This is a genomic window from Lentzea aerocolonigenes, assembly GCF_000955955.1.
Classification (GTDB): Bacteria; Actinomycetota; Actinomycetes; order Mycobacteriales; family Pseudonocardiaceae; genus Lentzea; species Lentzea aerocolonigenes_A.
On the sequence record NZ_JYJG01000337.1, the window covers coordinates 1 to 12,762 of the forward strand.

The following is a 12,762-nucleotide window of genomic DNA, read 5'->3' on the forward strand; positions in this document are numbered from 1 at the left end:
ACGGGTTGAACAGCACCGGGATGATCACCGACCAGATCGTGTTCGCCGCACCGGCCGCGGACGCCATCAGGTACAACGGCAACGCCAGCACCGCGGCCGGCACCATCACCGACACCAGTACCAACGCGAACAGCTGGTTCTTGCCGGTGAACGAGAACTTGTCGAACACGTAGCCGGCCGCAGTGCTGATCAGCGCACCGAAAGCCGCGCCGCCGACCGCGTACAGCACGCTGTTGAGGTACCAACGGCCGTAGATGCCCTTCTCCTGTGTGAACAAGCCCTTCACGTTGTCGGCGAAAGCGGAGTTGTCCAGCGAGAAGAAGTCGGACGCGAACAGCGCCTGGGTGTCCACAGTGGAGGCGAGCAGCAGCCAGACGAGCGGCAGCAACGCGTACAGCGCGCCGACGCCGATCACGACGTTCGCGGCAACTCGCCCGGTCATGATCGACTCCCACGAGCAGCGCCACGCGTGACGGCGAAGGACAGCAGACAGCACACGATCAGCAGCAACACCGAGGCCGCCGAAGCGAGGCTGTGGTTGTTGCGCGCGAACGCCGCGTCGTAGATGTACATGTTCGGGGTGAACCTCGGGCCGATCAGCGGGGTGACCTTGCTGAGCAGCATGGGTTCGGTGAACAGCTGCAGGGCGCCGATCACGGTGAAGATCAGCACGGTCACGATCGTGCCCCTGATCAGCGGCACCTTGATCGTCACCGCCGACCGCACCGGCCCGGCGCCGTCGATCGCGGCCGCCTCGACGACTTCGTGCGGCACGGCTCGCAGCGCGGCGAAGAAGATCACCGTGGTGTAGCCGAGACCGCTCCACAGCGCGATGTTCACCAACGACGGCACGACCATCTCGAGCCCGAGGAAGTCGACGTGCAGGTCGAGGCCGTCCATCAGATCGATCACCGGTGAGATGCCCGGTGTGTAGAGGTAGAGCCAGATGACCGTGGCGATGATGCCCGGTACGGCATGCGGCAGGAACAGCAATGTCTGGCTGAACTGCCGGAACCGCACCACACCGGAGTCGAACAGCAACGCCAGCGCCAACGCACCGATGATCACCAGAGGGATGAACACCGCCGAGTACAGCAGCGTGACACCGACGCCCTGCAGGAAGCTCGGATCGGTGAGCACCACGCCGTAGTTCCTGAGTCCGACGAACGCCGTCTGGCCGTTGCCGAACCCGAGTCCGGTGTGCGAGCGGGCGAAGAAGCTCAGGTAGACCGCGTACAGCGTGGGCGCGAGGAACACGACCAGCAGCAGCACGACGAACGGGCCGAGCAGCAGGCCGATGGCGGAACGTTGCCTGATCACGAGCGCCTCACCGACAGGCCGAGGCTGCGCATGTCCGGCAACGTCTCCGCTTCGGCGTCACGCAGAGCCTGCGCGATCGTGGTGCCGTACGGGATGCGCGCGAGGCCGTGGTGGATGGACGTGGCGGTGGACTGCATCCGCGGTCCCCACATCCAGCCGCCGTGCTGCAGTTCGTACTGCTCCGCGGCGAGGCCGTCGAGGTCCTGGCCGCCGTAGAACGTGGTCTTGAACTGCCTGGACGCCGCCTCCCACAGCTTCGGTGCGGCCGGGAAGAGGCTCGAACGACCACTGGACAGGCGCGCGGTGATCGCCTCGGGCGAGGTCGACATCCACTCGATGAACCGCATCGCGCGGTCCTTCTTCACGCTGTCCGCGGTGATCACGTGCAGCGACGCGCCGTCCCTGCCGATCGACGGCTTGGCCGGATCCCATTGCGGGACTGGAGCAATCCGCCACTTCCCCGCTCCACCAGGCACCGACGACGCCAACGCCGCCACTCCCCACACGCTGACCAGATGCGCGGCCACCCGTCCTTCGGCCAGCGCGGCGAGCCATTCCTGACTGCTGCCGGGAGCGAGGAACAGCAGTTGTTCGTCGAGCAGCGATTGCCAGTAGTCAGCGGCTTTCAGCGACTGCGGGTCGGTGAAGTTCACGACCCACGAGTCGCCGTCGACACCGAACCACCGACCGCCGGTCTGCATGACGTGCGCGGCGAAGAGGTTGTAGCCGTTGGGGTGGAACGAGGTCAGGTAGATGCCCTGGGACTTGAGCCTGCGGGCCGCCTCGCGGAACTCGTCCCACGTCGCCGGCACCTCACGCAGAAGATCCTCGCGGTACAGCATCAGCAACGGCGGCAGGTCGAGCGGCACCCCGTGGACACGGCCGCCGAACGTGGCACCGGACCACGCCACCTCGCCGAGATCGTCGCGCAACCCAGCGCTGATCAAGTCGGTCAGGTCCGCGGCAACCCCGTCGAGGGCGAACATCGGCAGGTCCGAGTCCGCCATCGACACCACGTCCGGCGCATTGCCCGCGCGAGCCGCGTTGGACAGCTTCGCGTTGCCACCGGCGAACCCCGAGGTCACCGTCTCCAGCACGACAGGGTCGTTGGGGTTCTTGGCGTTCCACGCGTCGACCACGGTGTTCGTGCCGCGCAACGACGACCAGAACTTCAACGGCCCGTTCGGGTCCTTTGTGGCCGATGAACAACCGGTGAGCAGCGTCAAACCCGCGGCGGCGAGCATGCTGCGCCGGGTGATCACGGCAGGACCGCCGGGCGCGGCACCTCTACGGGGTTGCCCCGATCGGCGGCCTGGTAGACAGCGAGCGCGGCGGACACGACAGACCGGCCGTACGAGCCGTCGATGTACTCGCCATCGCCACCGCGCGCGGCGGACACGAACCCGCCGAGCTGGGCCCGGAACGCCGTCTCCAGGTGACCGGGACTGGCGTCGACGAGCGTCGTCGTCGCCCCGTCGCGCAGCAGCAGCAGGCCATCGGTGGCGCTGACCCGCAGCGTGACCTCCTGCATCACGACGTCCGTCTCGTCGTAGTACGGCGTTCCCCTGCTGGTCAGCACCACGCTGGCGGTGACCCCGTTGGCGAGCTCGACCAGCGCGAGCGAGTCGGTCTCGACGTCGATCCCGTCCCGTCCGCGCACCACGCTGCTCACCCGGCGCACGGTGCCGCCGCCGAACCACTGGATGCGGTCGAGGCCGTGCGTGCCGACGTTGAGCACGATGCCGCCACCGGCCAGAACCGGGTCGAAGAACCACGCGGGCCGCGAGTTCGGCTCGTAGTGCGCGGACCGGCGGTGCGCGATCAGCAGCGGTGCGCCGAACTCCCCCGACGCGATCAGCGAGCGCGCTTCCCGTGCCACCGGGTCGAAGTGGATGACGTGCGCGACCGCCAGCAGCACGCCGGCCTCCCGGCAGACCTCGATCATCCGCGAGCAGTCCTCGACGGTCGTGGCCATCGGCTTCTCCACCAGCACATGGAGTCCAGCCGCGGCCGCTTCCACGACTTGCTGCGCGTGCAACGCATGCGGCGTCGTGATGATGACCGCGTCGAGGTCCGCCTCGGTGATCATCGTCCGGTAGTCGTCGTAGACCTGGACGCCCGGTGCCGCCAGCTCTTCGGCCGCTTCCCGCCGCACGTCGCAGATCGCGGTGATGGCGTAGCTCTCGGGCCCTGCCGCCGCGCGGACGTGATGTGCGCCGACCGCGCCGGCACCCACGAGTCCGATCCGGAATGACGTCATGTTCCTGCTTTCTGAGTCGCGAGAGCACCGCACGAGGCCCGGACGACGAGCCGCGGCTGGATCAGCACCTGCTGGGAGGGAACGTTTCGGCCGCCGTCGATGCGCTGCAGCAGCAGTTGGGCGGCAAGTGCGCCCACTTCGGTCTTGGGCGGGGAGACGGCGGTCAGCGGAATGTCGCCGACCTCAGCCACTTCGTCGTCGTAGGCGACCACGGCCAGGTCATCCGGTACGGAAAGCCCGAGCCTGCGGGCGGCGACGATCAACGCGGCGGCGTCGCGGTCACCGTGGCAGAACACCGCCGTGACACCGGATTCCGCACAACGCCGGGCGTACGCGGAGATCTCCTGCGCCTGCCACAGCAGCTTGCACGAGGTGGCGGCCGCATCGACGTCCAGCAGCTTCACCGCCTGCTCGAACCCGTCCGCGACCTGCGCGGAGGTGCCGGTGCTGACGCGGCCGAGGAACCCGATGCGCTGATGTCCGAGCGACTTCAGGTGCCGGACCGCCTTGCAGACACCGCCCGCGTGTTCGGTGCCGACGTAGGTCGTCGGGTCGTCCGGTTCGGGCACGGGCGGACGTCGTTCGGCGAGCACGTACGGGACCGGGAGATCACGAAGGCTGTCCACGTAGGACTGCGGGTCGTCCATCAGGTGCAGGCTCGGCACCAGCAGCAGACCCTGCACCCCGGTTTCGAGCATCGTGCGCAGCTCGTCGCGTTCGACATCGAGGTCGTACTTCGAGCACACCAGCACGACTCCGACGCCCGCACCGCGCAGCACGCGTTGCAGTCCGTCGATCACGCGCGGGTAGTAGTAAGTGGTCGACGGCACGAGCACGCCCACCAACGGCCGGCCGGTGATCGGTGCCGTTTCGGAGCGGACGAACGTGCCCGCACCCTGGCGGCGCAGCACGATCTGCTCGTGCACCAGCTGGCCGACCGCACGCCGGATGGTGTTGATGCTGACCGACAACGTGGTCGCGAGCTCACGCTCCACCGGCAGCTGGTCGCCGGGGCCGTAGACCCCGTCGGCGATGTCCTTGCGCAGACGGTCAGCCGCCCACTGCCATTTCGGGCGAGCGGAGGAATGAAGGAATGAATCCTCCGATTCAGCTGAGGTCATGCCCGGAAGAATGACTCATGGTGCCGCTTGCCGCAAGAGGTGACCTGTGATTTCGTGTGCCGAGACCACATCAGGCAAGAAATTCATTCCTTCTAAAGAATGAATTAGTTCCACGCTGGGAGCGTGCCCTCATGAATGAGGCAGACCTCGAGGAAGAACTCGGCAGGCCCTCCCCCGCGCTGGTCGCGGAGGCGGCCGCGTGGGGTGACGTGGTCGTGCTCGGGGCGGGTGGCAAGACCGGGTCGGGCATCGCGGGCATGGCCCGTCGCGCGCTCGCCGAGGCAGGCCACCTCGCGGCGGTACGAGCGGTGTCGCGGTGGTCCGACGAGGACAGCCGGGCGCGGGTCGAGGCTCAGGGCGTCGAGATCGTGCACGCTGACCTCGCGGATCCTGCCGCGGTGGCCGGGTTGCCCGACGCCGACGTGGTGATCTTCTTGGTGGGAGCCAAGTTCGGCACCGCCGGAGCGCCGGAGCAGGCGTGGATGACCAACACCGTGCTGCCGGCCTACGTGGCCGAACGCTACCCGACGGCGCGGATCGTCGCGCTGTCCACCGGAAACGTCTACGGCATGACCGCACCGGTCACCGGTGGCAGCGTGGAAACAGACACGCCACGCCCCGAAGGCGACTACGCGATCACGTGCCGCGGCCGCGAGCAGGTGTTCACGCACGCGGCCAGGACCAGGGGCACGCCGGTCGCGTTGATCAGGCTCAACTACGCGTGCGAGCCCCGGTACGGCGTGATCGCGGACCTGGCCCGGAAGCTGATGGAGGGCAAGCCGATCGACCTCGGCACCGGCGCGGTGAACGTCGTCTGGCAGCGCTACGCCAACGAGGTCGTGCTGCGCAGCATCGGGCACACGTCCGATGCACCGTTCGTGCTGAACCTGACCGGACCCGAGACCGCGTCCGTGCGGTCGATCGCGGTACGGCTCGCCGACCGCCTCGGCGTGGAACCGGAGTTCACCGGCTCGCTGCCGGAAACCTCGCTGCTCAGCGACGCGACGACGTGCCACGAGCTGTTCGGCTACCCGGACCGCACGCTCGGGCAACTGATCGACCTGCAGACGGAGTGGCTGCGCGAGGGCGGACTGCTCTGGCACAAGCCGACCAAGTTCGAGCGACGGGACGGACGGTTCTGATGGACTTCGAGACAGCCGCGCTGCTGCACCGCGGCACGGTGATCCCCGCGCACCCGCTGGCTCTGGACGCCTCGCGGAGGTTGGACGAGGAGAGGCAACGGGGGCTCACGCGGTACTACCTGGAGGCGGGCGCGGGCGGGCTCGCGGTCGGAGTGCACACCACGCAGTTCGAGATCCGCGAGCACGGGCTGTACCGGCCGGTGCTGGAGCTGGCGGCGGACGAAATCGGTGCCGGGCGGCCCTTCCTCCGCATCGCCGGGGTCGCGGGTCCCACCGGTCAGGCCGTCGCCGAGGCCGAAATCGCTCACGAGCTGGGCTACGACGCCGTCCTGGTCTCTCCCGGAGGTCTCTCGGATCGTTCGGATGAAGATCTCCTGGACCGCAGCGCGGCGATCGGCGAGGTCCTCCCGACCATCGGGTTCTACCTGCAGGAAGCCGTCGGCGGCCGGTACCTGCCGCGTTCCTACTGGCGACGCCTCGCCGACCAGCCGTCCACAGTGGCCGTGAAGGCGGCGCCGTTCGACCGGTACCGGACGCTGGAGCTCGTCCAGGGCGTGGCCGACTCCGACCGGGGCGGTGAAGTCGCGCTGTACACCGGGAACGACGACAACATCATCAGTGACCTGCTCACGCCGTTCCACGTGCGCGGCGGAGTGCGGAGGTTCGTCGGCGGCTTGCTCGGGCATTGGGCGGTGTGGACGCGGTCCGCCGTCGAGATCCTCGAGGACGCCCACGCCGCGGTGGACGGCGATGCCGGAGCGCGGGCTCGGGTCGAGGCGTTGAGCGCGATGTGCGTGGACGCCAACGCGGCGGTGTTCGACGTCCGCAACCGCTTCGCGGGTGTGATCGCCGGAGTGCACGAGGTGTTGCGACGCCAGGGGCTTCTCAACGGCATCTGGTGTCTCGACCCGCACGAGACCCTCTCGCCCGGCCAGGCCGAGGAGTTGACCCGCGTGCAGAGGACCTACTCGGACTGGTTGCGCTGACATGGCCTGCGCAACGGGGTAGAGCAGTTCCGCCGGCTGCTCTCAGCCGGCGGAACGGTGCCCGCGGTCGATCTGGCTCACTTGACCGCGCCGGCCGTGGCGCCCGCCTGGATGTAGCGCTGGAAGCACACGTAGGCCAGCAGGACCGGCAGCATCGCGATGGTGAGCCCGGCGAACAGGCCGCTCCAGTCGCTCTGGTACCCCTGCGACGTCGACAGCGCGGCAAGTCCCTGCGCCAGCACGTAGTTCTCCGGGTCCGGGTTGAGCACGAGCGGCAGCAGGTACTGGTTCCACAGGCCGAGGAAGTTGAAGATCGCGACCGACACCAGGCCCGGCCGCGCCATCGGCAGCATCACCCGGAAGAACACACCCCAGTGCGTGCAGCCGTCGATGAACGCCGCCTCCGCGATCGCGGACGGCAGGGTGCGGAAGAACGCGTGCAGGAAGAAGATGGTGAACGGGGTCGCGAACGTCGCGTACACCAGGATCAGGCCGAGTTTCGTGCCCAGCAGGCCCATCTGCTCGACCGTGAAGAACAACGGCACGAGCGCGAGGAACGTCGGGAAGAACTGGGACGTCACGAACAGGTAGTAGATGAACCTGTTGCCAGGGAACCGGTAGCGCGCCAGCGTGTAGGCAGCGATCCCGCCGACGAGCATCGTCAGGAACAGCGCTCCGCCGACGACGATCACCGAGTTCAGGAAGTACTGGCCGATCGAGGCCTCGTTCCAGGCACGGCCGAAGTTGTCCCAGCGCGGTTTCTCGGGCACCGTCCACGGGCTGGTCAGGATCTCGGTGTCGGACTTGAACGAGCTCGTCACCGCCCACAGCAGCGGGAACGCGGTGACCATCGCCCAGAAACCGAGCGCGAGGTGCAGCGGGAACCGTTTCATGCGAGCTCCGTCCGGTTCTTGTTGCCGCGCAACGCCACGAGCGCGAACACCAGCGTGCCGAAGAACAACGCGACGCCCATCGCACTCGCGTAGCCGAACTTCCCGTACTCGAACGCGGTCCGGTACAACGACAGGCCCATCACCTCGGTCGCGCCGTCCGGGCCGCCCGGTCCGACGGTCATGATCTGGACCAGCGCGAACGCGTCCAAAGCCACCATGCCGAGATAGACGAACGCCACCTGGACGTTGTCCCGCAGCAACGGCAACGTGATCCGCCAGAACGTGGTCCAGCCCGAGGCACCGTCGATCAGCGCGGCCTCGTAGATCTCCCGCGGAATGCCGTCGATGGCCGCGGAGAACAGCACCATGTAGAAGCCGACGCCGGACCAGACCATCACCGCCATCACCGCGAACAACGCCAGCGACGGTTCAGCGAGCCAGCTGCGAGCCAGCCCGTCCAGGCCGATCGCCCGCAGCACGCCGTTGATCAGGCCGTTGTTGGGGTTGTACGCGAATCCCCACAGCACGGCCACGATCGCCACGGACAGCAGCTGAGGGAAGAAGAACACGATCTCGTAGAACCGCGCTCCCCGGACGCCGCTGCGGCCGTCGCTGCCGCCGCGCTGGATCATCGTGGCGAGGAACAGGCCGATCGCGATCGTCGCGGCGGGCATCAGCAGCAACAGCAGCAGGTTGTTCTTGATCGCGTCGAGGAACAGCGAGTCGCCCGCGAGCCGCTCGAAGTTGTCGAACCCGACGAAGTTCGCCTTGCCCGCGACGCCGTTCCAGTCCGTCAGAGACAGGTAGAACGCCTGCGCGTACGGGGAGACGACGAAGATGACGTGCAGCACCAGCGCGGGTGCGAGCGCGCCGATGACGAACCCGTACCCGCGGTTGCGCTTGCGGCGCTTCGACGGCGCGGGTGGAGCGGGCGCCGCAGCCCGCTCCACCGGCCTGGTCAGCACGCTCATTTTCGCTCGTACTTCTTGATGCTGGTGTCCTTGGCGAGGTCGTCGGCGGCCTTCTGGACGCGGTCGACCCACTCGGCCGGGGTGATCCGGCGGGTGACGAGCTCGGCGACGCTGTCGTCGACCGCCTTGGTCAGCGTCGGGTACCAGATGCGGTGCCGGTAGTTGATCGTGTCGTCACCGGCCTTCCTGACCGCTTCCGAGACCGAGCTCAGTGCCGGCGACATCGTGATGCCGTCGGTGGCGCCCTTGACCGACGGCAGGGTGCCGACGGACTTGGCGAAGTCCTTCATGGCGTTGCGGGAGAACAGCATCCGCAGGAACTCCAGTCCACCCTGGACGTTCTTGCCCTGGCTCGGCACGAGGTACGCCTCGCTGCTGGCCGCGTGGATGGCGTTGTTCTTCAGCCTGCTCCCGCCCAGCGACGGCACGGCACCCATCACCATGTCGAACCCGGCGGGCGTGACGGACTTCTGCTCGGCTTCGAGCCACGATCCGCTCGGGATGATCGCGGCCTTGCCCTGGCACCACGCGGCCTGCGCCTCCGTGTGTGAGAGCGCTTCCGAGCCCTGCATGAGGTAGCCCTTGCCGGACAGTTCCGCGATCGCCTCGGCCGCGGCCTTGACCGACTCGTGCCGCCACGCGTTGGGCTGCAGGTTGTCGATGGACTTCAGCAGGTCCATGCCACCGCCGCGCACGGCCATCACCAGCAGCGGGTCGGTCATGTACTCGGGGAACTTGCCCTGGTAGGTCCAGGGCGCGATGCCGGTCTTCTTGATGTCCTCGCAGAGTTCGAGCATCTCCTGCCAGGTCTGCGGCCACATCCAGCCGTTCTTCTCGAACAACGGCTTCGAGTACCAGAGACCCCAGGCGGTGTAGGCGTAGTTGAACCTGACGAACGAGCCGTCGTACGTGCCGTCCTCGACCACGCCCGGCAGCAGGGTGTCGCGCAGCTTGACGTCCGGGTCGTCCCACGACGGCGCGTCGAGCAGCTCGTCGAGGTTCTCCAGCTGCTGCGACTGGTTCAAAGCGGCGATGTCGAGCCTGCCCGCACCCGTGTTGTTGACGACGTCCGGTGGGCTGCCCGCGACGAACCTCGGCCGCAGCGTGTCGCCGACCTTCTGGATGCCCTTGTGGTCGATGACCGCGCCGCCGAACTGCTTTTTGTAGACGCCTTCCGCGGCGATCACGTAGTCGTCACCGTAGGCGCCCTTGAAGACGACGACCTCCAGCGGGGCGTCGGCCTTGACGCCGAACGGGTTCGTGGCGCTCTTGTCACCACTGCTCGACGACTGTCCGCCGTTGTTGCCGGCGGTGACGCAGGCGGCCAGGCCGGGTGCGGCGAGGCCCAGCACGGCGGCGGCTCTCAGCACCGAGCGCCGCGAGATGTCGTGGGAGGTCATGGCGGGGTCCGTTCTTGTTCGTGGGTCAGGGAAGCGCGAGCCAGCCGCAGCCCTGGCGCCAGTGGCCGCCGGTCTGGAGGTGGCTGACGATGGCGCGCTGCAGGGTGGTGTCCTGGGGCAGGACGGCGAGGTCGCCGGTGCCTGGCGGGAGGTGGAAGACGAACTCGCACACGTCGCTGTCGCAGTCCGGCGTCGGTCCGAACGGGGTCCAGCGACGTTGGAACTGAACGATGTTGGAGTCCTCTTTCAGGAACTCGGAGAGCTGCGGGTCGAGCAGCCAGGAGCGGCAGGTGCCGTATTCGTACTGCTCGTCCGGGAAGTGCGCGCGGAAGAACGGCCTGGCTCGGCGGAACGACTCGTCGCACGCCTCGGGTGTCATCGGACCGTCGCCGGGGATGTGCACTTCGAGGACTGGTGTGCCGTCCTTCGGGCCGGTGTCCGGCTCCGCGTGGTACTCGTCGATCGTGAGGACCGCGCGGTCGAACTGGAGCCTGCCGAGCCGGTGGAGCGTGCCGCGGAAGTGCCGGACCAGCCAGCCCTGCCGGTCGAAGCCGCCCCGGTCGTAGTACTTGCGGTAGCCGGCGACCTTGGCGCCGAGATCCCGCACGGTCCGGGTGGTGACGTCGAACGGGATGCGCAGCCGTCGGTGCAGGGTCAGCAGCGTCGGCAGTGCCAGCAGGTAGAGGTGGACGTAGAAGTACCGTCCCGCCACGCCGAGCTCCTCCGGGGCGTTCGGCCAGTCCACTTTCCGGCTGGGGATCGGGTCTTCCGCGTACAGGACCTGGTGGCACCGCTGGAGTGCCTCCCACAGCTCAGGTGTCCTCTTCGGACTGGGCAGCGTCGCCAGCACGTCGGTGTGGTCGACGTCCGGGACGCCGAGCAGCGCGAGCCGCCGGGCGGCTTCCTGGCTGGTGACCGGTTCCAGGTCCGCGACGTCGGCCGCCGGCTGCCCGAGCAGCGCGGCGAGCCAGTCGTCGGTCTCGCTCATGGCGGCACCTGCTTTCCGAATTCCTTCCCCGAAATGGGAATGAATATGGCGTGTCTTGCCCTGGTTCGGCACATCATCATGTGCGACTCGACGCACGTCAATGATTCTTCGCAGGTCACACGAACTGCAAAGAATCATTCCTCGTTCCAGCGATTCATGCCATTGACCCGGCAATCCGTCCGGCATTTCAATGGCCTCCATGCCTGATCACGTAATGCGCATCGGCATCGTCGGTACGGAGAACAGCCACGTCGACCACATCATCGACCACCTCAACACCAGCCGCCGCGACGCCCGCGTGGTGGCGGTCAGCGGCGGCCGCTCGGAACGCAACGAGTCTTTGCGGGACAAGGGTTCGCTCGAACGCATCGTGGACGCACCGGAGGAGCTGCTCGGCCTGGTCGACGCGGTGGTCGTCGCGGACCGGCACGGTGACCTGCACCGCGCGCACGCCGTCCCGTTCCTGCGCGAAGGACTGCCGGTGTTCGTGGACAAGCCGCTGGCCTGCACGGTCGAGGACGCCGAGGCGATCGTCGCCGAGGCTCTCGCACATGACGCGCCGCTGACGTCCTTCTCGGCGTTGCGCTGGATCCCCGACACCGAACTGCTTGCCGCGCAAGGCGCACCACGCCGCGTGACGACCGCGGGCCCGGTCGACCCCGCCAGCCCGTACGGCGGGATCTTCTTCTACGGCATCCACCCGGTCGACGTGGCACTGCGGCTCGCGCCCGGTCCGATCACGGCGGTCGGCGTCACCAGGCTCACCGACAGCATCGTCGTGCAGGCCGAGGTCCGCGGCGTCGAGGTCGTGATCAAGCTGGCGTTCGGCGACACCCCGTTCCACGGTTCCGTCGTCACCTCGTCCGGCACCACGTCCCATCCGCTCGTGCTGGACGAGCACTACCTCGTGCCGGGCCTGGAAGCGTTCCTGGACATGGCTTCCACCGGTGAACCACCGATCGACTACTCCGACCTGCTGCGTCCCGTCCACCTGCTCCACGCCGTCGCGAAGGCCATCGCATGATCATCCCCAAGCCGGTCCACCTGGTCCGCTCCCCTGGCGTCTTCCGCCTGTCGTCCACGTCCGCGATCGCCGCCTCCGGTGCGGGCGTCGAAGTCGCCCGGCTACTGCAGTCCTATGTGGACCTGCCGCTGGCCGCCGCCGGCGACATCGTGCTGGAAGTGGCCGGCGAGGGTGAGGCCTACTCGTTGTCCGTCACGGCTTCTTCTGTGCGGTTGCGCGGCTCGGTGGCGGGTTTGCGGCACGCCGTCCAGTCGTTGCGGCAGCTGATCTCCGGCTCGTCGATCCCGCTGGTCGAGATCCGCGACGAGCCCCGGTTCGGCTGGCGCGGCGCGATGATCGACGTGGCCCGGCACTTCCTGCCCATCACCTACCTGCGCCGGCTCGTCGACCAGATCGCGCTGTACAAGCTCAACGTCCTGCACCTGCACCTCACCGACGACCAGGGCTGGCGGATGCCGATCTCCCGCTATCCCGAGCTGACCGCGGTCGGCGGCCACCGGGCCGAGAGCATGGTCGGCCCGGCCGGCAGCACCACCTACGACGGCATCCCGCACGGCGGCTGCTACACCAAGGACGAGTTGCGGTCACTCGTCTCCTACGCGGCCGCGCGAGGTGTGACCGTGGTGCCCGAGATCGAGATGCCCGGCCACGCCCGCG

12 protein-coding genes and 1 pseudogene are annotated in these 12,762 nt (G+C 68.1%); 4 read left to right on the top strand and 9 right to left on the bottom strand.

Going from position 1 to position 12,762, the window contains the following annotated elements; genetic code table 11:
• The 5 genes and pseudogenes from UK23_RS36200 to UK23_RS36220 form a co-directional block, all read right to left on the bottom strand.
• A pseudogene (locus UK23_RS36200) lies at window positions 1–442 on the bottom strand (carbohydrate ABC transporter permease); the annotation flags it as partial.
• The gene (locus UK23_RS36205) at window positions 439–1,320 is read right to left on the bottom strand and encodes a carbohydrate ABC transporter permease (RefSeq protein ID WP_082115264.1); all 882 of its coding nucleotides are present in this window, start codon (window positions 1,318–1,320) and stop codon (window positions 439–441) included. The pseudogene UK23_RS36200 and the gene UK23_RS36205, both read right to left, overlap by 4 nt.
• Complete coding sequence (locus tag UK23_RS36210) at window positions 1,317–2,582, bottom strand: ABC transporter substrate-binding protein (RefSeq protein ID WP_156213646.1); 1,266 nt, start codon at window positions 2,580–2,582, stop codon at window positions 1,317–1,319. The genes UK23_RS36205 and UK23_RS36210 overlap by 4 nt, the downstream gene beginning before the upstream one ends.
• On the bottom strand, window positions 2,579–3,580 hold the full coding sequence (locus UK23_RS36215; RefSeq protein ID WP_045316266.1) for a Gfo/Idh/MocA family protein: 1,002 nt from the start codon (window positions 3,578–3,580) through the stop codon (window positions 2,579–2,581). Before UK23_RS36215 ends, UK23_RS36210 begins: the two co-directional genes overlap by 4 nt.
• Window positions 3,577–4,701 carry a GntR family transcriptional regulator gene (locus UK23_RS36220; RefSeq protein WP_045316267.1) on the bottom strand — a complete coding sequence of 375 codons (1,125 nt, stop codon included), beginning with the start codon at window positions 4,699–4,701 and terminating at the stop codon, window positions 3,577–3,579. Before UK23_RS36220 ends, UK23_RS36215 begins: the two co-directional genes overlap by 4 nt.
• 131 nt (window positions 4,702–4,832) lie before the next feature.
• Here UK23_RS36220 and UK23_RS36225 point away from each other — a divergent pair, with 131 nt between their 5' ends.
• Window positions 4,833–5,843 carry an NAD-dependent epimerase/dehydratase family protein gene (locus tag UK23_RS36225; RefSeq protein ID WP_045316268.1) on the top strand — a complete coding sequence of 337 codons (1,011 nt, stop codon included), beginning with the start codon at window positions 4,833–4,835 and terminating at the stop codon, window positions 5,841–5,843.
• Window positions 5,843–6,829, top strand: coding sequence for a dihydrodipicolinate synthase family protein (locus tag UK23_RS36230; protein ID WP_045316269.1), 987 nt, complete (start codon window positions 5,843–5,845; stop codon window positions 6,827–6,829). Before UK23_RS36225 ends, UK23_RS36230 begins: the two co-directional genes overlap by 1 nt.
• 77 nt (window positions 6,830–6,906) lie before the next feature.
• On the opposite strand, the gene UK23_RS36235 is transcribed toward UK23_RS36230, so the two are convergent.
• Genes UK23_RS36235 through UK23_RS36250 form a run of 4 tightly spaced genes read right to left on the bottom strand, consistent with a single transcriptional unit; the run spans window position 6,907 to window position 11,081 of the window.
• Window positions 6,907–7,722, bottom strand: coding sequence for a carbohydrate ABC transporter permease (locus UK23_RS36235; protein WP_045316270.1), 816 nt, complete (start codon window positions 7,720–7,722; stop codon window positions 6,907–6,909).
• Window positions 7,719–8,693, bottom strand: a complete 975-nt coding sequence (locus tag UK23_RS36240) for a carbohydrate ABC transporter permease (protein WP_082115265.1) — start codon at window positions 8,691–8,693, stop codon at window positions 7,719–7,721. Before UK23_RS36240 ends, UK23_RS36235 begins: the two co-directional genes overlap by 4 nt.
• A complete protein-coding gene (ngcE, locus tag UK23_RS36245) occupies window positions 8,690–10,093 on the bottom strand; it encodes an N-acetylglucosamine/diacetylchitobiose ABC transporter substrate-binding protein (RefSeq protein WP_052685377.1) in 1,404 nt (467 codons plus the stop codon). Before ngcE ends, UK23_RS36240 begins: the two co-directional genes overlap by 4 nt.
• A gap of 25 nt (window positions 10,094–10,118) precedes the next feature.
• A complete protein-coding gene (locus UK23_RS36250) occupies window positions 10,119–11,081 on the bottom strand; it encodes an acyltransferase domain-containing protein (protein ID WP_045316271.1) in 963 nt (320 codons plus the stop codon).
• A gap of 199 nt (window positions 11,082–11,280) precedes the next feature.
• On the opposite strand from UK23_RS36250, the gene UK23_RS49295 reads away from it, so the two are divergent.
• Both UK23_RS49295 and UK23_RS36260 read left to right on the top strand, forming a co-directional pair.
• Entirely contained in the window at window positions 11,281–12,105 is an 825-nt protein-coding gene (locus tag UK23_RS49295; RefSeq protein ID WP_196778050.1) for a Gfo/Idh/MocA family protein, read from the top strand.
• On the top strand, window positions 12,102–12,762 hold a 661-nt coding region (locus tag UK23_RS36260; protein WP_045316272.1), incomplete at its 3' end, for a family 20 glycosylhydrolase. The genes UK23_RS49295 and UK23_RS36260, both read left to right, overlap by 4 nt.

What these genes read in the sequence shown, in the direction of transcription:
- UK23_RS36220 (WP_045316267.1), bottom strand. Translation starts at nt 4,701, where the DNA reads ATGACCTCAGCTGAATCGGAGGATTCATTCCTTCATTCCTCCGCTCGC.
- ngcE (WP_052685377.1), bottom strand. Translation starts at nt 10,093, where the DNA reads ATGACCTCCCACGACATCTCGCGGCGCTCGGTGCTGAGAGCCGCCGCC.
- UK23_RS49295 (WP_196778050.1), top strand. Translation starts at nt 11,281, where the DNA reads ATGCCTGATCACGTAATGCGCATCGGCATCGTCGGTACGGAGAACAGC.
- UK23_RS36235 (WP_045316270.1), bottom strand. Translation starts at nt 7,722, where the DNA reads ATGAAACGGTTCCCGCTGCACCTCGCGCTCGGTTTCTGGGCGATGGTC.
- UK23_RS36215 (WP_045316266.1), bottom strand. Translation starts at nt 3,580, where the DNA reads ATGACGTCATTCCGGATCGGACTCGTGGGTGCCGGCGCGGTCGGCGCA.
- UK23_RS36230 (WP_045316269.1), top strand. Translation starts at nt 5,843, where the DNA reads ATGGACTTCGAGACAGCCGCGCTGCTGCACCGCGGCACGGTGATCCCC.
- UK23_RS36250 (WP_045316271.1), bottom strand. Translation starts at nt 11,081, where the DNA reads ATGAGCGAGACCGACGACTGGCTCGCCGCGCTGCTCGGGCAGCCGGCG.
- UK23_RS36240 (WP_082115265.1), bottom strand. Translation starts at nt 8,693, where the DNA reads ATGAGCGTGCTGACCAGGCCGGTGGAGCGGGCTGCGGCGCCCGCTCCA.
- UK23_RS36225 (WP_045316268.1), top strand. Translation starts at nt 4,833, where the DNA reads ATGAATGAGGCAGACCTCGAGGAAGAACTCGGCAGGCCCTCCCCCGCG.